Genomic DNA, 20180 nt, shown 5'->3' with positions numbered 1-20180 from the left:
GCACTCCGCATAATCGCAACCCGTAATAAAAATGATTATCAATATAATTCGTATCAGGGGATATCCATGCGTACTTCGCCTTTCAATCCCGGACTGAAACCGACGCTGCTTGCTGTTCTGGTCAGTGCCGGTTGTTTGCCAGTGATGGCTGCTACCACCAACACCACAACGTCTTCAACCGCGGCCAAAAACGAGCAGCAGACGCTGACCGTGACCGCGACGCCACAAGCTGATTTCAAATCCGGCGGCAATGATTTAGTACCCGCGTACCTCGACGGGCAAATCGCCCACGGCGGCCGCCTCGGCATGCTGGGTGAGCAGAATGCCATGGACGTGCCGTTTAACGTCATCGGCTTCACCTCGAAAATGATTCAGGATCAGCAGGCGAAAACTATCGCTGACGTGGTGCGCAACGACGCCAGCGTGCAGAACGTTCAGGGCTACGGCAACTATGCGGAAACCTATCGCATTCGTGGTTTTGAGCTGGATGGCGATGACATGACTTACGGCGGGCTGCCAGGCGTCGTGCCGCGTCAGGTGATCGATACTCAATTGATTGATCGCGTAGAAGTGTTTAAAGGGGCTAACTCACTGGTTAACGGTGCGGCAACGTCCGGCGTTGGCGGCATGATCAACCTTGAGCCAAAACACGCGGAAGATACGCCAATGGCGCGTGTCGGCCTGGATTACACCTCCTCTTCTCAGGTGGGCGGATCGGTTGATGCCGGACGTCGTTTTGGTGATAACAACCAGTTTGGCGTGCGCGTCAATGTGCTGGATCGTGAAGGGGATACCGCAGTGCATGGCGCTAAACGCCGCACCACGGCGGCCTCCCTCGGTCTGGATTACCGTGGCGATCGCCTGCGTACCTCACTGGATGTGGGCTACCAGAAGCAGACCTTCCACGGTGACCGCATTGGCGTTAACGTCAGTGGGCTGGACTTCATTCCCGCACCGACAGCCGCAACGCATAACACCAGCCAGCCCTGGGTTTACAGCAATATCGAAAGTGAATTCGGTATGGCGAAGGCCGAGTATGATTTAACCGATAGCTGGACCTGGTACGGTGCGGTAGGTGCTCAGCATTCGCATGAAATTGGCCTGTATGCCAGCCCGGCGGTCTCCGATGCCAGCGGCGATGCGCAGTATGGCCGCTTAGATACCAACCGTATCAGCGATGCTTTCAGTGGCATGACGGGGATTCGCGGTAACTTCACCACCGGATTTTTCACCCACAAAGTTAACTTTGGTTATTCTGCAGTGACTCAGGCGGTTAAAACGGCGTGGCGTTATGGCGCAGGGTCAGTCGACACCAATATTTATAACACGCCGACCACTGCAGTTCCGGTCACCACTTCGGGCAGTGGGGATTACCACGATCCGCTGACCACGGGCCGCACGCGTACCCAAGGTTATCTGCTGAGCGATACGCTGGGCTTCTTCGATGACACCGTGCTGTTCACCGCCGGTGCACGTCATCAGAAAGTCGTGGTGCGCAGTTACGATAACAACACGGGTGCGGAAGATACCGATTCTCGCTTTGACGCCAGCCGCTGGATGCCAACTTACGGCGTGGTGTACAAGCCATGGAAAGAGGTCTCTTTCTATGCCAACCACACCGAAGCACTGCAGCCGGGTAGCGCGGCGCCAAATACCGCCGCCAACTACGGTAAAACCACCGGCATCGCGCACTCTAAGCAGAATGAAGTGGGCGTGAAAGTCGACTTCGATCGTGTTGGCGGCGCGCTGTCACTGTTTGATATCCGCAAACCTAACGCGATCACCAACAGCGATAACGTTTATGCGTTGAATGGTGAGCAGCGTAACCGTGGTGTAGAGCTGAATCTGTTTGGCGAACCGGTACTCGGTTTCCGTCTGAATGGCAGCGCCACCTGGCTGGATGCGCAGATCACCGAATCTGCCAACGGCACGTTAAATGGTAAGCAGGCGATTGGTGTTCCTCGCTACTACTTCGTACTGGGTGCTGAATACGACATCAAACCGGTCGATGGCTTAACGGCCACGGCTTATGTGAATCATTCAGGTTCGCAGTATGCCGATGCGCAGAATACCAAGTCGCTGGATAGCTACACCACATTGGATCTCGGTGTACGTTACCGCACCAAGCTGAACGATCATGATATGGTCTGGCGCGTGGGTGTTGATAACGTTACCAATGAGAAGTACTGGTCAAGCGTAGAAAGCTACGGCTACTACATTTATCAGGGCGAACCTCGCACCTTGAAAGTCTCCATGAGCTACGATTTCTAATCCGGCTCTTAACAGGGACGCCATTGCGTCCCTGTTGTCATTTCATACTGAAATAATTCTGTACCTTGCCACGCATTCCATTACACTCAGTGCGGCAATCCCGCGCACAAAAGTCTTTTGTTATTGAGTCGACATGAGTTCACCCGCGCCACCTGACGATCACGACGAGCCTTTACGACAATCTCTGGATGATGCGCACTTCGCTATTGTGGTACTTGCAGTGACCTCTGTTACCCTTATAATCTTCGTCCTGATGGTGACGTTATGGATGAGCTAAGGTCAGCAACAGTTCATGGAAGCCTGCAAGGAGATGTCGATGGAAGCCCGAGATGACAAACTGATCGCCATAATTGGCCTGCTCTCCGCCTGTTTAATCGGCGTGGTGTTCCTGTTCACCATGACATGGCTGACCGATGTGCGCCATCCCGCCGATCCCACGCTTGATGTACAAACCTGTCCACCAAAAGTTCATCCGACGCAACACTCTTAATTCTGTTTTTCCCGGTTGTGCCACTTAATTTGCTGACTGCGTAGTTCTAACGCCAGGGCTTCGTGTAGCGTGCGATTGCCATTGGGATCGCCCAGGCCAAACAGCGCGCCAGGTGAACGTCGATCGTCTGCCCAGGCCGGATATTCGACTACCGGATAGAGCGAAATGCCTTCCAGCGCTACCCCTTCATCCAGAGCTAACAGCGCCTCTTCCGTGACATGCCGCAGCCAGGGCGCGCGCGCGTCGCCTTCGGCACCGGTTTCTGCCAGCAATAATGGACGTTGATAGCGTTGCCAGCATTGCAGCATCAGGCGATGCAGCGGTTGATAAGTCGCGTGTTCAGCAGGGATGGTGTCGCCGGAAAAGAACCAGTGGTTATCGGGATAGTAATTCAGGCCGAGGATATCGAGGAAATCCTCACGTCCGCCCAGTTCCGGCGCATCACGCCCGGCAATCCAGTCCCAGGCTTCAAACTGGGCCTGATGCTGGGCATCTGCGTAGGGTTTGCTGTCGGGGTTGTTGGGATCGGCGGCGATTTGCACCAGCGGATCGGTGATTACAAAGCGCGCATCAGGATAAACGTCGCGAACCGCATGCATCGCCGCCAGCGAGGCGCGTACCAGCTGACGTTTTAGCTCGCGGCCGCGCTCGCTGGCATAGGGATCAAGCCAGGAAACATCTGCCCCGGCCCAAGACCAAAAGGATATTTGGTTGATTGGGGTGAAAAAAGGGTGTTCAACGCCTTCATTACGCATCAACTGCGCCATGGCACGTGCGAAACGCTCAAAATGATCGACAAAGGCGCTACGCCAGATATCAAGGTGTTCCGGGTAGCCAAAATGGGCTAATTCCCAGATGATCTGCATATCGTGACGTGCGGCGGCATGGACCATCGGTAAAAAGCTGCGCCAGTCATATTCGTTTGGCGTGGCTTCGATTAAATGCCAGCGTGCACCGTCGCGGGCAGTGTGTAATCCTTCCTGCGCCAGCGCAGCGTAATCTTTCTCCAGTAACATGTCGTGACCACTACTGATCACCATATCCATACGACGGCCCCCGCTGCGGCAGGCGGTGGAGCAGGGGAAGCTACCCTGGAAGAAACTGCGGAAAAGCTGCGGGTGATGGCGCGGGGATTGCTGAGTCATCATCCTCTCCTCACGGTAAACGTCGGATGCAGAACGCACGCCTAAGTCTAGACTGTAAACTAAAGACGCGTCAGCGAGCGGTAGCAGATATCTCTGATGGCCATCCGATGCGGTAAGACCAACAATAATAGATCCAGTGAATTCAGGGATTCGGTATGAGTGAAGCAGCATCCGTTCAGCAACCGCCTGCGGGCGAAGGGTTACGAGAGATTGTTGATGCACGTTGTGCGCTGCATCCTGGGATGAGTGGCATTCATCCCCTTAACGATGGTCTGGATGCCTTTGCCGCGCGCTATCTGCTGATGGGCATGGCGCAACACACTATTGATGTGCAGTACTACATCTGGCACAACGACATGTCTGGCCGTCTGTTGTTTAGCGCGTTGCTGGATGCCGCCGAACGTGGCGTCAACGTTCGCTTGCTATTAGATGACAATAATACGCCGGGCCTGGATGACACGCTGGCCGAACTCGATCGCCATCCCAATATTGCGGTGCGCTTATTCAATCCCTTTTCCTTTCGCACCCTGCGCGCGCTCGGTTACCTGACTGATTTCGCCCGCCTTAATCGACGCATGCACAATAAGAGCCTGACGGTGGATGGGGCCGTGACACTGGTCGGTGGGCGCAATATCGGCGACGAATATTTCGGGACTGGCGATGAGCCGCTGTTTACCGATTTGGACGTGCTGGCGATTGGCCCGGTGGTACATCAAGTCACGCACGATTTCGAGCGCTACTGGCAGAGCAAAGCGGTTTCACCCTTGCGCGCGGTAGTAGATGTCTCGGGCGATGCCCATCAGGCTGTGCGTTTACCGGCAGAGTGGCAGCAGAGTGAAGCCGTTCAGCGTTATCTGGCGCGGCTGGAGCACTCTTCTTTTGTCAGCCAAATGGAACAGGGATCAATGCAGATGACGTGGGCCGAATCGCGTCTGCTGAGTGATGATCCGCGCAAGGGACTTGGCAAAGCGAAACGTTCCAGCCTGTTGCCGCAACGCATGCTGGAGGTGATTGGCACACCGCAACAGCAGTTCGATATCATCTCGGCGTATTTTGTGCCCACGCGTGCCGGCGTGGCTCATCTGGTCGCACTGAAGCGGCGGGGTGTCAAAATCGCCATACTCACCAATTCACTGGCGGCCAATGATGTGTCCGTGGTGCACGCAGGTTATGCGCGCTGGCGTAAAAAGCTGCTGCGTCATGGAATTGCGCTGTATGAGATGAAGCCACAAGCGAATGCCAGTGAAGCCCCACATGACCGCGGGTTAACCGGTAATTCCGGCTCTAGCTTGCATGCGAAAACCTTCACCGTCGATAACCGAAAGGTGTTTATCGGCTCGTTTAATTTTGATCCCCGCTCTGCGGTGCTGAATACCGAAATGGGGCTGGTGATTGAGAGTGAAGCCCTGGCGCAGCAAACCCATCAGCGCTTTATTGCCGGGATGCGCGATCGCGCCTGGACACTGCGTCTGGACAACTGGGGGCGGGTGAACTGGGTTGAGTATCCCGGTGAAGCAGGTGAGGTGGTGCACAAGCATGAGCCGCAGTGTACGTGGATACAGCGACTGCTGGTGCGATTGGTGTGGCGCTTACCGGTGGAGTGGTTGTTGTAAATGACGCAGGACATGCTGGCGCACCGGACAACAATCGCCCCCACATTGTGGGGGCTGATGCCGATTACCGTGTAGCAGAGGGCGCTTTAACCGCATTGCGCTGAGGTTTACCGGAGAACAGGAAACGCAGCAGTGGGATGCGCAGATGGATTTCATACAGCATAAAAGCAATGCCAAACACCATCAGCAGACCGACAAAGAAACCTAGCGTGTTGCTGCTAATATGCGGGGTAACGTAAATGCCATACAGAATCGTCAGCGGATGGTGCACCAGATAGATAAACAGTGAGGCATTGACTAAATACATGATGCGCGGGGAATGGCTGTTCAGCAGCTTGTGACCAAAGCTAAAGCAGACATTCAGCATACAAAGTCCCATCAGGGTTGAGATCACCTCATCAATTTCATACAGCCAGCCATCGCCGCTGCTGTATCGCTGATTCAGGCTGTAAGCGATAAATACCGCAATGGCGCCAAAACACATCACCGGATTGAAACGCACAAACAAGGCTTTGAGCGCCTGATGTTTCCATGCTAATGCGCCCAGCATAAAGAACGGCAGGAACGTCAGGGTTTGCATCACGGCCACGCTGAACAGACCGTCGGCGAACACGGCCGGTACGGCATAGAACAGCACGCGGCGGAACAGACACCAGGCCAATGCATAAGCCAGAAATGCCAGCGTCAGTTTCCCCCAGCCTACCTGCTGATAATCAATCTTCCGCTGCTGAGTGCTCAACCAGCGGAAGGTCAGCATGCCGAATGCCGTCAGAATCACTAAAACCAGTAAAAACCACAGATGAGAAATCAGTTCCCACGCCAGCGTGTTGTACTTGTCATACAAAGAAAAGCTATCCCAATGACCCACTTTGTCGGTCAGATTTTTTAGCATAAAAAACTGCGGCAGGGTAATGAGCGGAATGGCGGTTAACAGCGGGATACCTACACGCTCCATGCGGACCTTCAGCCAGTGTTGTGGCCGATAGCGCAGGTAAAGCATATAGGAAAAATAACCAGAAATAACAAAGAACACCTGCATGCGGAAGGCGTGGATGAAGTCATTCAAAACGGTTAACCACATCGAGGCATCGTGGCTATTCACGGCCCAGCGCTGTGTGGAGTAAATCAACGAGACGTGAAAGGGCACGCCTAATAACATTAAGTACGCTCGAATGGAGTCGAGAAAATATTCGCGTTCGGGTTTTGCTGAACTCATAAGCTTCCAATTTGTCAGTTTACTTGCCGGTTTCACCCTGAAACCGGATTATGCTGGATGAAAATTCTACCGCCTGTAAACAGCGTATACTATCAGGTGATTCTGTATCTTAACCTGAAGGGTTTAATTATCCGAAAAGCACACTTTCAGCTTACAAATCAGCGGAACAATCTTGTGCATAAGCTGTCGGAAAACCGAATAATCCTTTAAGATAAACGGGTTTGATCTGAGCACACGAAAGGGGGGGATGTGCTAAATAAAGTGAATAAAAAAGTGGGACTGGTAAAAATGCGCTGGGTAGGCGCGGCAGTTCTGCTGGCGTTGTATGCCAACAATAGCTGGGCGTTCAACATTGATGATGTGGCAAAACAAGCCAAGGCGCTGGCAGGGAAAGGTTACGAAGCGCCGAAGAGCAATTTACCCTCTCAGTTTCGTGATATGAAATTTGCGGATTATCAGCAGATCCAGTTTAACCACGACAAAGCATACTGGGGCAAACTGCGCACGCCGTTTAAGCTCGAGTTTTACCATCAGGGCATGTATTTCGATACGCCGGTGAAAATTAATGAAGTCACCGCCTCATCAGTACGTGAAATCAAATATAACCCTGACTATTTCAACTTCGGCAACGTGAAACACGATGCTGATTCCGTCAAGAACCTCGGGTTTGCCGGATTCAAAGTACTGTATCCTTTAAACAAAAAGGGTAAAGATGACGAAATAACCAGTTTCCTGGGCGCCAGCTATTTCCGCGTGATTGGCGAAGGTCAGGTGTATGGTCTTTCTGCGCGCGGCTTAGCGATTGATACTGCACTGCCATCAGGTGAAGAGTTCCCGCGCTTTAAAGAGTTCTGGATTGAACGTCCAAAACCTCAGGACAAGCAGCTGGTGATCTATGCACTGCTGGATTCGCCACGTGCGTCCGGTGCTTATCGCTTCATTATTAAACCGGGTAAAGAGTCGACGGTGGATGTGCAGTCTAAGGTTTACCTGCGTGACAACGTCGGCAAACTGGGCGTGGCGCCACTGACCAGCATGTTCCTGTTTGGTGCTAACCAGCCTTCACCGGTGACCAATTTCCGTAACGAGTTGCATGACTCGAATGGGCTGTCCATTCACGCGGGCAACGGTGAGTGGATTTGGCGTCCGCTGAACAACCCGAAACACCTGGCGGTGAGCACCTTTACCATCGAAAATCCGAAAGGGTTCGGATTGCTGCAGCGTGGCCGTGATTTCAGCCATTACCAGGATCTCGACGATCGCTACGATCTGCGTCCAAGCGGTTGGGTTGAGCCACAGGGTGACTGGGGTAAAGGCCGTGTCGAACTGGTCGAAATCCCGACAGCGGATGAAACCAACGACAACATCGTGGCTTTCTGGACGCCTGAGAAATTGCCAGAGCCGGGCAAAGAGATGAATTTCCAATATCGTCTACACTTCACGCGTGATGAAAACCAACTGCATCAGGATGATGTGGCATGGGTGAAAAACACGCTGCGTTCTGCGGGTGATGTGAAGCAGTCTAACCTGGTACGTCAGCCGGATGGCTCAATTGCCTTTACTATCGACTTCGTCGGTAAAGCGATGAGCAAACTGCCGGACAATACTCAGGTCGCGCCTCAGGTCAGTGTAGGCAACAATGCCGACGTGGTTGAGCAGAGTGTACGCTACAACCCGGTGACCAAAGGCTGGCGTTTGGTATTGCGTCTGCGCGTGAAAGATAACAAGCAGCCGACCGAAATGCGTGCGGCGCTGGTGAGCGGCGACAAGACATTGACGGAAACCTGGAGCTATCAGCTACCTGCCAATGAATAAATCGACTTTTTTACCTCAATCTTACGTGGAGGCCCTGCCGCTTGATGCGGCGGGGCGCGCTCGTCTGAGTGATTCGTTACAGAATGCCCAGGCGTTCCACGCTATTCATACGGCGCTGGGGCAAGATGTTGCCGCCAGCGATCGCCCGGATGATGCGCCGCTAAAATCGGTGTCATCACGCGTACAGATGGCCTGGCCGGATTCACTGGCCGAGGGTCAACAACTCAGTAAGGATTATCTCGACCGCACCACGCTGAAGGCGATGCCTAAAGTGAAGCGCTCGCTGATGTTCCCTGAGATCTGGCGCACCAACCCGATCGCGCGTGCATGGGATTCTGTGCGTGGGAAAAAATCCACGCCGCGTTATGCCACAGCGGAAGAGCAAAAGACCGAAGATAAGTGGCGTCATGTCGGTTCTATGCGCCGTTATGTCCTGCTGATTCTGACGATTTTACAGACGGTAGTGGCGACCTGGTACATGAAAACCATTCTGCCATATCAGGGCTGGACGCTGCTCGATCCTATCGAGTTGTTTAATCAGAACTGGCTGCAGTCGGTAGAGCTGATCCTGCCTTACATTTTGCAAACCGGGATATTGTTCCTGTTTGCCATTCTGTTCTGCTGGGTGTCCGCTGGTTTCTGGACCGCGTTGATGGGCTTCCTGCAGTTGATGATGGGTCGCGACAAATACAGCATTTCGTATTCGTCCACGGGTGATGAGCCGCTCAATCCGGAGCATCGTACTGCGCTGATCATGCCGATCTGTAACGAAGACGTTGAACGCGTATTCGCCGGTCTGCGTGCCACCTGGGAATCGGTGCAGCGCACAGGTAATGCCGAGCACTTCGATGTCTATATCCTGAGCGACAGCTACGATGCCGATATCGCCATCGCTGAGCAGAAAGCCTGGATGGAGTTGGTGCGTGATGTCGGAGGCGCAGGCAAGATTTTCTATCGCCGTCGCCGTCGTCGTGTGAAGCGTAAAAGCGGTAACATCGATGACTTCTGCCGTCGCTGGGGCAGCAATTACAGCTACATGGTGGTGCTGGATGCTGACAGCGTGATGAGCGGTGAGTGTCTCACCGGACTGGTGCGCATGATGGAAGCCAATCCGAACGCCGGTATTATCCAGTCGTCGCCAAAAGCGTCAGGCATGGACACGCTGTATGCGCGTTGTCAGCAGTTCGCGACCCGCGTCTATGGCCCGCTGTTTACCGCCGGTCTGCACTTCTGGCAGTTGGGCGAATCGCACTACTGGGGCCATAACGCCATCATCCGTGTTCAGCCGTTCATCGAGCACTGTGCGTTAGCACCGCTGCCTGGTGAAGGTTCTTTTGCCGGTTCAATTCTGTCACATGACTTCGTTGAAGCCGCGCTGATGCGCCGTGCCGGCTGGGGAGTGTGGATCGCCTATGATCTGCCGGGCTCTTACGAGGAACTGCCGCCGAACCTGCTGGATGAACTGAAGCGTGACCGTCGCTGGTGCCACGGTAACCTGATGAATTTCCGACTGTTCCTGGTGAAGGGGATGCACCCGGTTCACCGTGCGGTGTTCCTGACCGGTGTGATGTCTTATCTGTCAGCACCGTTGTGGTTTATGTTCCTCGCCTTGTCCACCGCGTTGCAGGTGGTACATACGCTGATGGAACCGACCTACTTCCTGCAACCGCGCCAGCTGTTCCCGGTGTGGCCGCAGTGGCGTCCTGATTTGGCGATCGCGCTGTTCTCTACCACGTTGGTACTGCTGTTCCTGCCGAAGCTGCTCAGTGTGGTGTTGATCTGGTTCAAAGGTGCCAAACCGTATGGTGGTGCCATTCGTCTGTTCTGCTCGCTGATTCTGGAAATGCTGTTCTCGGTGTTGCTGGCACCGGTGCGTATGCTGTTCCACACCGTGTTCGTGGTAAGCGCGTTCCTCGGCTGGGAAGTGGTGTGGAACTCACCGCAGCGTGATGACGATGCTACACCATGGGGCGAAGCTTTCCGTCGTCATGGTTCTCAGATGCTGTTAGGTATCGTTTGGGCGGCCGGTATGGGTGTGCTCGATCTGAACTTCTTATGGTGGCTGGCGCCGATTGTGTTCTCACTGATTCTGTCGCCGTTTGTGTCGGTGATGTCGAGCCGTGCAACGGTGGGACAGAAGAGTAAGAATGCGAAGCTGTTCCTAATCCCGGAAGAGTATGAACCACCAAAAGAGCTGGTTGATACCGATCACTACCTGCAGTTGAACCGCGAGCGGGCGTTGAAGAATGGCTTTATGCATGCCTTGTTCAACCCGGCATTCAACGCACTGGCTACCGCAATGGCCACGTCGCGTCACAAACAGAGTGCGTTGCTGGATCATGCACGCGACCGCCGTGTCGATCAGGCACTGAGCGATGCGCCTGAGAAACTGAACCGCGAGCAGCGTTTGCAGCTCATCAGTGACCCAGTAGTGCTGGCGCGCGTGCACTCACGCCTGTGGGAAAGTGCAGAGAAATATCATCAATGGGTGGAGAGTTATCAGAAATTGACACTCAATCCTGAGGCGCTTCCACAGCGCTAACCTCGAAAACCTAAAAGCGGCAGCGATGCCGCTTTTTTTTTGCCAACATTCCGACTAACACAATCTTTACGCGCGCAGGTGTAGTTATTCCACCCGTGACCCGGTTAAACTAACGCCAGTTCATTGTGAGTAAATGTTGTGAATTATTTCCTTAAATTAACCCTATTGTGTGCCACCACACTCGTGTTGAGCGGCTGCGGCAGTATTATCAGCCGAACCGTCCCGGTACAGGGACATGGCAGCCAGTATTATCCCGGTGTGCAATGGGATGTGCGTGACGGGCCATGGCGCGTGCTGACCATCCTTGATCTGCCACTCTCGCTGGTGATGGATACGCTGTTGCTGCCCGTCGATGCCAGCCACGGCCCTTACGAGTAACGCTTACGCCCATTTATCCGATGGGCTATCGTCATCTTCCCATTCCTCTGCCGCAGCTTCACCCTCTTCGAGATCGCGTGGTGGCTCCAGCTGGAATTCCCCTTCATCCCACTCGTGCAGGGTGTTTTCCGACTGCCACTCCTGACGCAGTTCCACCTCGTCGAAATCGCCGTCAAATATCGCCTGGGCTGCTTCGCCGCTGCAGATCGGCAGGCATTCACCTTGCTCATCTTCACCGTCAAAGAACTCTGCCTGCCACATGATGTCACCATCCTGCATCACGTACTTTTGTAGCGAGAACTGGCTCACGCTGGCATCGTCTTCGTGCACATCCGTCTGGCTGGCGAGAAACTCCTCGCGTGCGGCGTCGATAGCTTCTTCAAGCGTGCTGTACAAGCTCATAATGAACTCCATGTCTGTTGAAAGGGATTTCACAGAAGAATAGACGAAAAATGGAAGTGTGCAGGGCAGGCATAGAATAACGGCGGGCGGATGAATGCAATTCAACCGCCCAAACCGTTTAGATCATCTTTTGCGGGAAATGCAGTACAGGACGTACTGACTCGCGAATAATAGGAGCAGAGTAACGAATGCAGCATTTAATACAGGGTTTCACCTTTTTAAAATTAATACGAGCGGTTGATAAAGCCTGATTTAAATTATAGAGCGTACCGATAAAAACCATATCCTCCTTAACGGGTAGACGTTTACACTCTTTCCGATGCAAGAGGTGGTAGCCCTCTTGATCGGTACTGATTGTCACGTAGTAATAGATGCCTTTATTCATATTATAGGTTCCTGCGATATATTTGCTGTGTGTAATCTTTTTATATTTTTAGAAGGGCAGTTATTTAGCTAACTGTCACGGTTGAAATTAACTGGAATCGATTTCGCTAACAAATTCCAGAAAGGAATAAGCATAGCTCTTCTTTTGTAGAAACAGAATATAAAGGGGGTGGACTAAGACAATACCTTGTTATGTAAGTTAATTTTACTGGATTGATAAGCGGAACAAAAGCATTCAGCAATATTAAATAGGAATAGGCCTGGAATGCGTTAAAATTAGATCCGTGACCACCTGTTTCAATTGATGAAGCATTTTGATGCTGCTGGATGAGAATTCAAAGAGATGCGCATTTTAGTGTTTACATTTCGTTAACAAAGATTAATATTCTGCATTTCTACAGGTTATTCTGCTCCATGGATTAAGTTAAAGCTGGACCGAACAATGCCATCAGCCTGAATTCAGACTGGTCCGGTTTGACTAAAATTGACAGACTATCGTCGTGAAATAACGCAAATTTCTTCAGGAAAGCGTGGAGCACAGACTGTGCTCCACATCACATTAATACAGCGATGGTTGACCTTCAGGGCGGGTTTTAAAACGGCGGTGCAACCACATGTACTGCTCTGGTGCCAACAGAACGGTTTCTTCAACCACTTTATTCATCACGATAGCGGTATCGAGTTCATTCTCGAGCGAGAACTTATGGCGAATGTCAGGCATCATTTTAAGCTCATAACCGCGTCCGTTGGGCAGGCGGCGGGCGAGAAACGGGATCACGCTGGGATTGCCCAATCGAATCAACATATGCGTGCCCGTGGTGGTTGCCGCATCCTGCACGGCAAAGAACGGGGCAAACACGCTACTGCGCGGGCCATAATCATGATCAGGCGCGTACCAGATGATGTCGTTGTTCTTCATGGCGCGAATCATGCCTTTGAGATCTTTGCGATCCAGCATGCTCTTATTTGAGCGCATGCGTCCCCAGGTTTGCAGCCAGTCGATGAGCTTATTGTCATTCGGCCGGTAAACGCCAATGCCTGGGTTGTGCATGCCAAACACGCGAGCACCCAGCTCCAGCGTCAGGAAATGCAGGCCAATCAATAAAATGCCGCGTTTTTCCGCAAGCGCATGGCTGACATGTTCGAGCCCCGAAGTGGCCACCCATTTTTGAATACGCCAGTCAGGCCAGAACCACGCCATACCGGTTTCAATCAGCCCCATGCCAACCGATTCAAAGTTGTGCTTCACCATGGCTTCACGTTCGCTGGTAGGCATATCCGGAAAACAGAGTTCCAGGTTACGTTGCGCGACTTCCACACGACGTTTTAAGAAGCGCATGGCAATGCGGCCCAGGCCACAGCCAATCGTATGCAGCACCGGGTAAGGAAGTAACACCAGCAGATAAAGAAAGCCGATACCTATCCAGGTCAGCCAGTAACGCGGGTGAAGAAGTTCACGGGAAAATTGGGGAAGTTGAGTCATGGAAATGTCAGTATCCTGCGTCTTGTGCCAGAGAGTCCGGTTTCTGTTATTTGTCGTGATTATGCCATTTTTTCGTGCTGACTGAAATCAAGCATAGCCTGCAGGCGGGTGTAAGGCAGTCAGATTGCGCATTAATCTACAACTGCGGCGGAGAATTGCGTCGGTAATCACGCCATTCAGGATTATCTGACCAGGGGCTTTGCATCGAGCGGAATTCAGGTATCATGTGCGCGCTAAATTTCTCTGATTGCTAACAGGATCGAACACCATGCCAGTGTTACATAACCTTGTTTCCAATAAAGAGCTGAAAGAACGTATGCTGGCTGAAAACGAGCCGCGTACCACAGTCTCTTTTTACAAGTACTTCCAGATTGCCGACCCGAAAGTCTTCCGTGATGCCCTCTACATTGCGCTAACAAAGCTCAAGGTCTTTGGACGCGTCTACGTGGCAAAAGAGGGGATCAACGCGCAAATCAGCGTTCCTGCCAGCCAGTACGAAGCCATGAAAACTGCACTGTATGCGTTTGACCCGGCGTTAAATAACCTGCGAATGAACATTGCGCTGGACGATGATGGCAAATCTTTCTGGGTACTGCGCCTGAAAGTTCGTGAGCGCATTGTGGCCGATGGCATTGAAGATGAAAGCTTTGATGCCAGCGATGTCGGTGCCTATTTAAAAGCCGCAGAGGTCAATGCGATGCTGGATGATCCCGATGCGGTGTTTGTCGACATGCGTAATCACTACGAATTCGAAGTGGGCCATTTTGATCAGGCGATGGAAGTTCCCGCCGACACCTTCCGCGATCAGCTGCCGATGGCCGTGGATATGCTGCAGGAGCATAAAGACAAAAAGATTGTCATGTACTGCACCGGCGGGATCCGCTGCGAAAAAGCCAGTGCGTGGATGAAACACAAAGGCTTCAACGATGTTTACCACATTGAAGGCGGCATCATTGAATATACCCGCCGTGCGCGTGAGCAAGGTTTGCCTGTCCGTTTCAAAGGTAAAAACTTTGTGTTTGATGAACGTATGGGCGAACGTATTTCTGACGATATTCTCTCGAGTTGCCACCAGTGCGGCGTGCCGTGCGATAGTCACACTAACTGCGTCAATGACGGATGCCATCTGCTGTTCATTCAGTGCCCAAGCTGTGCGGAGAAATACCACAACTGCTGCAGCCCGCTGTGTATGGAAGAGGCGACATTAGCACCGGAAGAGCAGCGTTCACGCCGCGCAGGCCGTGAAAACGGTAATAAGGTGTTCAATAAGTCACGCGGTTTACTCAACATGACGATGGCGATCCCCGCGCCAGAGAAGAAGTAAACTGCATCCAGCCTGAGGCCGCATGACCTCAGGCTGGTTCTGCCTTACTGCCGCACGCCTTCCACTGAGATAATCAGCTCAGCTTTCTGCGATGCCGGTCCAAGATCTTTAGTGATATTAAAATCCTTCAGCACGATCTCACCGTTAGCTTCAAATCCGGCACGATAGCCGCCCCAGGGATCCTTGCCTTCGCCCAGCAGTCGGGCGTCCAGCGTGATCGGCTTTGTCACGCCGTTGAGCGTCAGGTCACCCGTGATCTTGTACTCTTTGCCCTCTTTTTTCACTGCGGTTGAGGCAAAGGTGGCTTGTGGGAATTTGGCGGTGTTAAGGAAATCCGCGCTGCGAATATGCTTGTCACGTTCGGCATGGTTAGTATCAAGGCTGGCGGTGTTCAGGGTCACGTTAACCTTATCGACCGCTGGGTTGGCTTCGTCAAAAGTAAAAGTGCCGTCAAAGTCTTTGAACGTCCCGTATAGCCAGCTGTAACCCAGGTGCTGAATGCGGAACTGAACAAAGGCGTGCTGGCCTTCTTTATCAAATTTATAGTCTGCTGCGCTGGCCAGCAAACTGGTGCCTAACAGGCTGGCGGCACTCAGTGTCAGTAGCGTCTTCTTGAGCATTTTACTTCTCCTTTTCAGAGGTTAACGGGATGCGGTAACCCAGCATCCTTTTCAATGTGACGTCTCGATCAATAAAATGGTGTTTTAATGCCGCCAGCCCATGCAGCGCAGAAAACAGCACTAATCCCCAGGCCAGCCACAAATGCAGATCGCCAGCCAAATCAGCCTGTTCACCTGCTCCACTTAACAGGGCGGGCACTTCGAACCATCCAAACACAGAGATAGCTTTGCCATCGGCGGTCGATATCAGGTAGCCGCTTACCAGTAGCAGCAATAACAAGCCATACAACAGCCCGTGAGCCAGGCGGGCGGAGCGGCGAATTAAGGGGGAATAGTGTGGTAAGAGTGCGGGTGGGGGAGAGATAATACGCCAGCCAAGGCGCAGCAGTAATGTGGCAAATAGGAGGATGCCAATGCCTTTGTGGATTTCCGGGGCGCTGTGATACCAGCCATCGTAATATCCCAATCCGACCATCCACAGACCCAGCGCAAACATGCCGTAAATGACCAGCGCCATTAGCCAATGCAACATAATGGTCATTAGCCCGAAATGTTGTCTGGAGTTACGCCACATAAAAGTGAATCCATATCTGGAAATAGGTGGTAATAAGCATCCATACTTTGAAATATGAAAGCAATTAAGCTTACCTTTCTATAAAATTTAAAAAGACATTCGGAAATTGTGCGTTTATATCGATGTCTGCGTCAGAAATATTGACGATGGTTGTATAGGTGGCGGGGAAATAAAATTGAATTGAATATTGCTACACCTAATGCGGCAATCTAAACGCTAAAATGTCAGGAAAGAACTATTAATGTAAGTTTGCGTCAATATAAGGCTGGCGCCTGAGGCGCCAGCGAGACAACGTTAAGCAAAGCGCGAAAGTGAAAACGGCTTCAGGTCAAAGGAGAAGGGCTTATCCTGGGCAAATTCACTGGCAAGTTCACCTAATACGCAGGCAAATTTAAATCCGTGTCCACTCAAGCCGGTAATAATTAATCGATTTGGCTCGCCTGGAAGGGGATCTATAATAAAGTCTTCATCAGGTGTGTTGTCATAACTGCAGGCCTCACCGTGTAAGCAAACGCCAACCCCTGGTAAGAACTGACGCAGGAAACTGAAGGCTTCACTGCCGTCTGCAGCGATACTGCCGAAAGGTTTACGATCTTCGGGTTTCTGCATCAGCTGCCCGCCATCGTGACGTCCCACTTTTAATGCATTGTTGTCGGCAGGGAAGCCATAAAAGTGACTGCCATCAGGCATCTCCACCGTGAAGCCAGGAAATTGGTTGTTCTCGCTATAACGTCCATCTGCCTGATACCAGGCAAAGACTTTACGCACCGGTTGTACTGGCAAATCTTTTACCAGCTCACTCACCCAGGTTCCGGCACTGACCAATAATTTACGCGCGCGAAACACGCCGTCGCGGGTAGTGACTTGCTGCAAGTCACCATCGCGTGCGATCTCACTCACCGGGCAATTAAACAGTTGTGCGCAGCCCGCCTGTTCAGCCAGCTGTATCCAGCTACGAACCGCCTGCTCACATTTCAGGAAGCCGGAGTGAGGTTCGAATACCCCAATGTAGCCGTCGGGCACAGAGATCTGCGGCCAGCGCTTGCGCACTTCGTCTGCCTGCAGGATTTTTACTTCCAGTTGATAGGTTTTGGCGCTGTCGATGACATTCTGGATAAATGAGGAAGTGAGGGGGGCCAGATTGAGGATGCCGCTTCGATGCATAATGCGTTCACCGCTCTGACGTTCCAGCTCATCCCACAAGGTTTGTGCGCGCAGCACCAGCGGGACATAGCGTTCACCTTCGCCATAGGCATGGCGGATCAGGCGTGTTTCACCGTGGTGTGTGCCCTGGCTGTGCGGAGGATGGGCACTATCAATCATCAATACCGATAAGCCTGCCTGGGTTGCGTAAAAACCGGCGGCGGCTCCCACCGATCCGCTGCCCACCACAATCAGATCATAAACCATAACCACATCACTCCTGCCAAACGACGAAATTTTTCAACAGCATAGCAAAAAAATCGTGTCCATGAAAAAGGCACCCTATTGGGTGCCCTTTCACGCGAAGTAAGAAATTAGTGCTTTTGATTATCGCGTAGGTATTGCTCTGTGGACTCAATCTTTGCAATGCCAGCTTCGAGTATCGAGATGAACTGTCTGGCTACGTCGGTAGTCAGCCAGTAGGTGGGTCCCACGTCAGCTTCTTCTTCTTTCTGATCCTGCGATGATAGCGAGTGCAGGCGGATCATCATGGCGTCATAACTGTCTACGGTACTGATGTCCCATCCCACCAGCGGATGAGTCTGAATGACGTCTTTATTTCTGTCCATTATAACCTCCTTATTACTCGTTAAACGAAGTGCTTCTTGAGGTTCAATGCGGCTTTTCTTGCACTAGCGGAACAATTATAACATGAAACAGGCGGTACAATAGTTAAAACGTGTGGCGATTAAAAAGAGAACGATAATAAATGCGTTCAGAATGCGACTTTTGTCGAATAATAAAGTGCCCGCTGCTTCGGGCCTATATTCGATAATCGTGACAGTGGCTACACCTTAGTTATCGGCGGCGTTAGGGGAAAACTTTACGCTGCAGCGACAAGTAAAAAAAGGCCAGTTTCAGGCCTGCGCTTCTGGAGGCAGCTGGCCATTACGCCGCTGAATCTCTTCAGCCAACCGAGTAAAGTGCTGCTGTAACTGTGCGTCGTGGTTCTGATTTTGCGCTTCGAGCGACAGATTATGCACCAGTAACTGACTGGCGCGATCGTCGAGGCAGAACGTCAAACTGGCAAAGGCATTTTCCAGCACCGTTAAACGTCGCTGCTGTTCAGCAATTAATGCCAGCAATTCACCGAAGGTCATCGCCTCTTCTGGTTTTTCAGTAGTCATGTAAAACACCTCCCGTAAGCATGACGAGGCAAGGATAGGGGATCGTTAAACATGAGTCTAGATGCAGCGACTTTATCTGGCGAGAGGGAAATTAAAACAAAAAAACCGGGTGGCGAAACCCGGCAAAAACGGCACAGTGGCAGTTAATCAGTAATAAACCAGTCGTCTGCGCTTTCCCACGTTTCTTGTAAAATATCGCTAATGCGTTCGCGTGACGCTTTACAGCCACCAAATACGCTCAATTGATTGCCACCCGCATAACGGACTTTGACATGGTGATCGTCATCGGGAAAATCACGGGAAATACGACGGGTAAGTTCGGCACTGAGTGCATCCAGTGCACCTGCGGGAAGGGGCTGAGTTTTCGCTACGGTAATTTCAACACGCATAAAAGCCTCCGGGATAATATACTGGTTATTTGTACAGTAAAATTATCCCAAAGGCAAGCTGTGCAATATTATTCTTTGATACGCCAGTTTAGGGTTTCACCTGCCAGGAACGGCACCAGCGTGTCATCGGCCACGTTGATGGTGTCCTGCACTGTCCAGGACTCACGTACCAGCGTCAGTGTGCCCTCATTTAGCGGCAGGCCGTAGAAGTTCGGACCGTTTTCTGAACAGAACGCTTCGAAATGTTCCAGCGCATTCAACTCTTCGAATACCGTGGCATAGGCAGGCAGTGATGTCGGGGCGTTAAACACGCCGGCACAGCCGCAGCTCGCCTCTTTAAGGTGACGCAGATGTGGTGCGGTGTCCGTGCCAAGGAATACGCGACGATTGCCGCTGGCCACCAGGCTGCGCAGTGCTTCCTGGTGAATGTTGCGTTTCAGAATCGGCAGGCAGTAGAGATGAGGACGTACACCGCCCACCAGCATGTGATTGCGGTTAAACATCAAATGCTGCGGCGTGATGGTGGCACCCAGCAGGTCGTTGCCCGCAGCCAGATATTCTGCCGCTTCTTTGGTGGTGATGTGTTCCATCACCACTTTCAGGGCAGGGAAACGCTGACGCAGCGGTTCCAGCACGGTTTCGATAAAGCGTGCTTCACGGTCAAAAATATCGATGTGCGAATCCGTGACTTCACCGTGTACCAGCATCGGCATACCGATCTGCTGCATACGATCCAGCACGCTGGCAATGGAGTCAATATTGGTGACGCCGTGGCTGGAGTTGGTGGTGGCATGCGCGGGATAGAGTTTCGCTGCGGTAAAAGTCCCGTTGCGGAAGCCACGCTCAATTTCATCCGGATCTAAGGAATCAGTGAGATAGCAGGTCATCAGTGGCGTAAAAGCGTGTTCTGCAGGCAGCGCAGCCATAATGCGCTCGCGATAGGCAATGGCGGCCTCGACGCTGGTCACCGGTGGAACCAGGTTTGGCATGACAATCGCACGACCATTGACCGCACTGGTATAAGGCAAAACTGCATTAAGCATCGCGCCATCGCGCAGATGGATATGCCAATCGTCAGGGCGGCGAATCGTGATTTGCTGGGGTTGGGCTGTCATTCAAAAAGGCTCCGGCTGAGAAAAAACGAATGGGCACGTTTAGGCCGGGGAGTAATCATAAGGGTGTGAGCAACCGTTTGCACGGGATT

The 20180-nt window shown here is 52.3% G+C and carries 20 protein-coding genes; 8 read left to right on the top strand and 12 right to left on the bottom strand.

The annotated features are described in order from the left end of the window. Nucleotides 1-66: 66 nt before the first annotated feature. From F3J37_RS03645 to F3J37_RS03635, 3 genes are all read left to right on the top strand, one after another. Entirely contained in the window at nt 67-2271 is a 2205-nt protein-coding gene (locus tag F3J37_RS03645; protein ID WP_166931880.1) for a TonB-dependent receptor, read from the top strand. A 133-nt stretch (nt 2272-2404) separates the two neighbouring features. Beyond that, on the top strand, nt 2405-2548 hold the full coding sequence (locus F3J37_RS03640; protein WP_166931877.1) for a hypothetical protein: 144 nt from the start codon (nt 2405-2407) through the stop codon (nt 2546-2548). A 39-nt stretch (nt 2549-2587) separates the two neighbouring features. Further along, entirely contained in the window at nt 2588-2761 is a 174-nt protein-coding gene (locus tag F3J37_RS03635) for a hypothetical protein (protein ID WP_166931874.1), read from the top strand. Here the strand turns inward: F3J37_RS03635 and F3J37_RS03630 are convergent. After that, the gene (locus F3J37_RS03630) at nt 2758-3906 is read right to left on the bottom strand and encodes a glycoside hydrolase family protein (protein WP_166931870.1); all 1149 of its coding nucleotides are present in this window, start codon (nt 3904-3906) and stop codon (nt 2758-2760) included. The genes F3J37_RS03635 and F3J37_RS03630 overlap by 4 nt on opposite strands. Nucleotides 3907-4061: 155 nt before the next feature. On the opposite strand from F3J37_RS03630, the gene F3J37_RS03625 reads away from it, so the two are divergent. Then, on the top strand, nt 4062-5519 hold the full coding sequence (locus tag F3J37_RS03625; protein ID WP_166931867.1) for a phospholipase D-like domain-containing protein: 1458 nt from the start codon (nt 4062-4064) through the stop codon (nt 5517-5519). Nucleotides 5520-5583: 64 nt separating this feature from the next. Here the strand turns inward: F3J37_RS03625 and mdoC are convergent, their stop codons facing one another. Beyond that, nucleotides 5584-6735 carry a glucans biosynthesis protein MdoC gene (gene mdoC, locus F3J37_RS03620; protein ID WP_166931864.1) on the bottom strand — a complete coding sequence of 384 codons (1152 nt, stop codon included), beginning with the start codon at nt 6733-6735 and terminating at the stop codon, nt 5584-5586. 279 nt (nt 6736-7014) lie between these two features. On the opposite strand from mdoC, the gene F3J37_RS03615 reads away from it, so the two are divergent. The 3 genes from F3J37_RS03615 (at nt 7015) to F3J37_RS03605 (ending at nt 11470) form a co-directional block, all read left to right on the top strand. Further along, the gene (locus F3J37_RS03615; RefSeq protein ID WP_182058499.1) at nt 7015-8550 is read left to right on the top strand and encodes a glucan biosynthesis protein G; all 1536 of its coding nucleotides are present in this window, start codon (nt 7015-7017) and stop codon (nt 8548-8550) included. Further along, a complete protein-coding gene (gene mdoH / locus F3J37_RS03610) occupies nt 8543-11092 on the top strand; it encodes a glucans biosynthesis glucosyltransferase MdoH (RefSeq protein WP_166931861.1) in 2550 nt (849 codons plus the stop codon). The genes F3J37_RS03615 and mdoH overlap by 8 nt, the downstream gene beginning before the upstream one ends. 138 nt (nt 11093-11230) lie before the next feature. Beyond that, complete coding sequence (locus F3J37_RS03605; RefSeq protein WP_166931858.1) at nt 11231-11470, top strand: YceK/YidQ family lipoprotein; 240 nt, start codon at nt 11231-11233, stop codon at nt 11468-11470. Between the two features lie 3 nt (nt 11471-11473). Here the strand turns inward: F3J37_RS03605 and F3J37_RS03600 are convergent, their stop codons facing one another. The 3 genes from F3J37_RS03600 to F3J37_RS03590 all read right to left on the bottom strand — a co-directional run bounded on the left by F3J37_RS03600 (nt 11474) and on the right by F3J37_RS03590 (nt 13739). After that, the gene (locus F3J37_RS03600; RefSeq protein WP_034820175.1) at nt 11474-11872 is read right to left on the bottom strand and encodes a MysB family protein; all 399 of its coding nucleotides are present in this window, start codon (nt 11870-11872) and stop codon (nt 11474-11476) included. Nucleotides 11873-11990: 118 nt separating this feature from the next. Continuing rightward, complete coding sequence (locus F3J37_RS03595; RefSeq protein WP_034820172.1) at nt 11991-12257, bottom strand: hypothetical protein; 267 nt, start codon at nt 12255-12257, stop codon at nt 11991-11993. Between the two features lie 558 nt (nt 12258-12815). Continuing rightward, nucleotides 12816-13739, bottom strand: a complete 924-nt coding sequence (locus F3J37_RS03590) for a Kdo(2)-lipid IV(A) acyltransferase (protein WP_166931855.1) — start codon at nt 13737-13739, stop codon at nt 12816-12818. A 268-nt stretch (nt 13740-14007) separates the two neighbouring features. Here F3J37_RS03590 and trhO point away from each other — a divergent pair, with 268 nt between their 5' ends. Further along, a complete protein-coding gene (gene trhO, locus F3J37_RS03585) occupies nt 14008-15063 on the top strand; it encodes an oxygen-dependent tRNA uridine(34) hydroxylase TrhO (protein ID WP_166931852.1) in 1056 nt (351 codons plus the stop codon). Between the two features lie 44 nt (nt 15064-15107). Here the strand turns inward: trhO and F3J37_RS03580 are convergent, their stop codons facing one another. The 7 genes from F3J37_RS03580 to pyrC all read right to left on the bottom strand — a co-directional run bounded on the left by F3J37_RS03580 (nt 15108) and on the right by pyrC (nt 20091). After that, nucleotides 15108-15683 carry a YceI family protein gene (locus F3J37_RS03580; protein ID WP_166931849.1) on the bottom strand — a complete coding sequence of 192 codons (576 nt, stop codon included), beginning with the start codon at nt 15681-15683 and terminating at the stop codon, nt 15108-15110. A gap of 1 nt (nt 15684) precedes the next feature. Beyond that, nucleotides 15685-16257 carry a cytochrome b gene (locus F3J37_RS03575; protein ID WP_166931846.1) on the bottom strand — a complete coding sequence of 191 codons (573 nt, stop codon included), beginning with the start codon at nt 16255-16257 and terminating at the stop codon, nt 15685-15687. A gap of 294 nt (nt 16258-16551) precedes the next feature. Further along, nucleotides 16552-17667 (bottom strand): N-methyl-L-tryptophan oxidase, encoded by a 1116-nt coding sequence (gene solA, locus F3J37_RS03570; RefSeq protein WP_166931843.1) that lies wholly within the window; start codon nt 17665-17667, stop codon nt 16552-16554. A 107-nt stretch (nt 17668-17774) separates the two neighbouring features. Then, nucleotides 17775-18029 carry a biofilm formation regulator BssS gene (bssS, locus tag F3J37_RS03565; RefSeq protein ID WP_013508627.1) on the bottom strand — a complete coding sequence of 85 codons (255 nt, stop codon included), beginning with the start codon at nt 18027-18029 and terminating at the stop codon, nt 17775-17777. A gap of 288 nt (nt 18030-18317) precedes the next feature. Then, on the bottom strand, nt 18318-18587 hold the full coding sequence (locus tag F3J37_RS03560) for a hypothetical protein (RefSeq protein ID WP_034820140.1): 270 nt from the start codon (nt 18585-18587) through the stop codon (nt 18318-18320). Nucleotides 18588-18730: 143 nt separating this feature from the next. Next, nucleotides 18731-18976: a DNA damage-inducible protein I gene (dinI, locus tag F3J37_RS03555; RefSeq protein ID WP_034820137.1), complete on the bottom strand. Its 246-nt coding sequence runs from the start codon at nt 18974-18976 to the stop codon at nt 18731-18733. Nucleotides 18977-19044: 68 nt separating this feature from the next. Next, nucleotides 19045-20091 carry a dihydroorotase gene (gene pyrC, locus F3J37_RS03550; RefSeq protein ID WP_045833074.1) on the bottom strand — a complete coding sequence of 349 codons (1047 nt, stop codon included), beginning with the start codon at nt 20089-20091 and terminating at the stop codon, nt 19045-19047. Nucleotides 20092-20180 lie beyond the last annotated feature (89 nt).

It is taken from the genome of Candidatus Pantoea communis (genome assembly GCF_011752685.1).
GTDB classification, from domain to species: Bacteria; Pseudomonadota; Gammaproteobacteria; order Enterobacterales; family Enterobacteriaceae; genus Pantoea; species Pantoea communis.
Note: the sequence above shows the minus strand (reverse complement) of the source record. Positions and strands in the feature narration are given on the sequence as shown.

Bases quoted from the DNA above. Each gene is read 5' to 3' on its own strand.
- F3J37_RS03645 (WP_166931880.1), top strand. From the start codon at position 67: ATGCGTACTTCGCCTTTCAATCCCGGACTGAAACCGACGCTGCTTGCT.
- F3J37_RS03640 (WP_166931877.1), top strand. From the start codon at position 2,405: ATGAGTTCACCCGCGCCACCTGACGATCACGACGAGCCTTTACGACAA.
- F3J37_RS03635 (WP_166931874.1), top strand. From the start codon at position 2,588: ATGGAAGCCCGAGATGACAAACTGATCGCCATAATTGGCCTGCTCTCC.
- F3J37_RS03630 (WP_166931870.1), bottom strand. From the start codon at position 3,906: ATGACTCAGCAATCCCCGCGCCATCACCCGCAGCTTTTCCGCAGTTTC.
- F3J37_RS03625 (WP_166931867.1), top strand. From the start codon at position 4,062: ATGAGTGAAGCAGCATCCGTTCAGCAACCGCCTGCGGGCGAAGGGTTA.
- mdoC (WP_166931864.1), bottom strand. From the start codon at position 6,735: ATGAGTTCAGCAAAACCCGAACGCGAATATTTTCTCGACTCCATTCGA.
- mdoH (WP_166931861.1), top strand. From the start codon at position 8,543: ATGAATAAATCGACTTTTTTACCTCAATCTTACGTGGAGGCCCTGCCG.
- F3J37_RS03600 (WP_034820175.1), bottom strand. From the start codon at position 11,872: ATGAGCTTGTACAGCACGCTTGAAGAAGCTATCGACGCCGCACGCGAG.
- F3J37_RS03595 (WP_034820172.1), bottom strand. From the start codon at position 12,257: ATGAATAAAGGCATCTATTACTACGTGACAATCAGTACCGATCAAGAG.
- F3J37_RS03590 (WP_166931855.1), bottom strand. From the start codon at position 13,739: ATGACTCAACTTCCCCAATTTTCCCGTGAACTTCTTCACCCGCGTTAC.
- trhO (WP_166931852.1), top strand. From the start codon at position 14,008: ATGCCAGTGTTACATAACCTTGTTTCCAATAAAGAGCTGAAAGAACGT.
- F3J37_RS03580 (WP_166931849.1), bottom strand. From the start codon at position 15,683: ATGCTCAAGAAGACGCTACTGACACTGAGTGCCGCCAGCCTGTTAGGC.
- F3J37_RS03575 (WP_166931846.1), bottom strand. From the start codon at position 16,257: ATGTGGCGTAACTCCAGACAACATTTCGGGCTAATGACCATTATGTTG.
- solA (WP_166931843.1), bottom strand. From the start codon at position 17,667: ATGGTTTATGATCTGATTGTGGTGGGCAGCGGATCGGTGGGAGCCGCC.
- bssS (WP_013508627.1), bottom strand. From the start codon at position 18,029: ATGGACAGAAATAAAGACGTCATTCAGACTCATCCGCTGGTGGGATGG.
- F3J37_RS03560 (WP_034820140.1), bottom strand. From the start codon at position 18,587: ATGACTACTGAAAAACCAGAAGAGGCGATGACCTTCGGTGAATTGCTG.
- dinI (WP_034820137.1), bottom strand. From the start codon at position 18,976: ATGCGTGTTGAAATTACCGTAGCGAAAACTCAGCCCCTTCCCGCAGGT.
- pyrC (WP_045833074.1), bottom strand. From the start codon at position 20,091: ATGACAGCCCAACCCCAGCAAATCACGATTCGCCGCCCTGACGATTGG.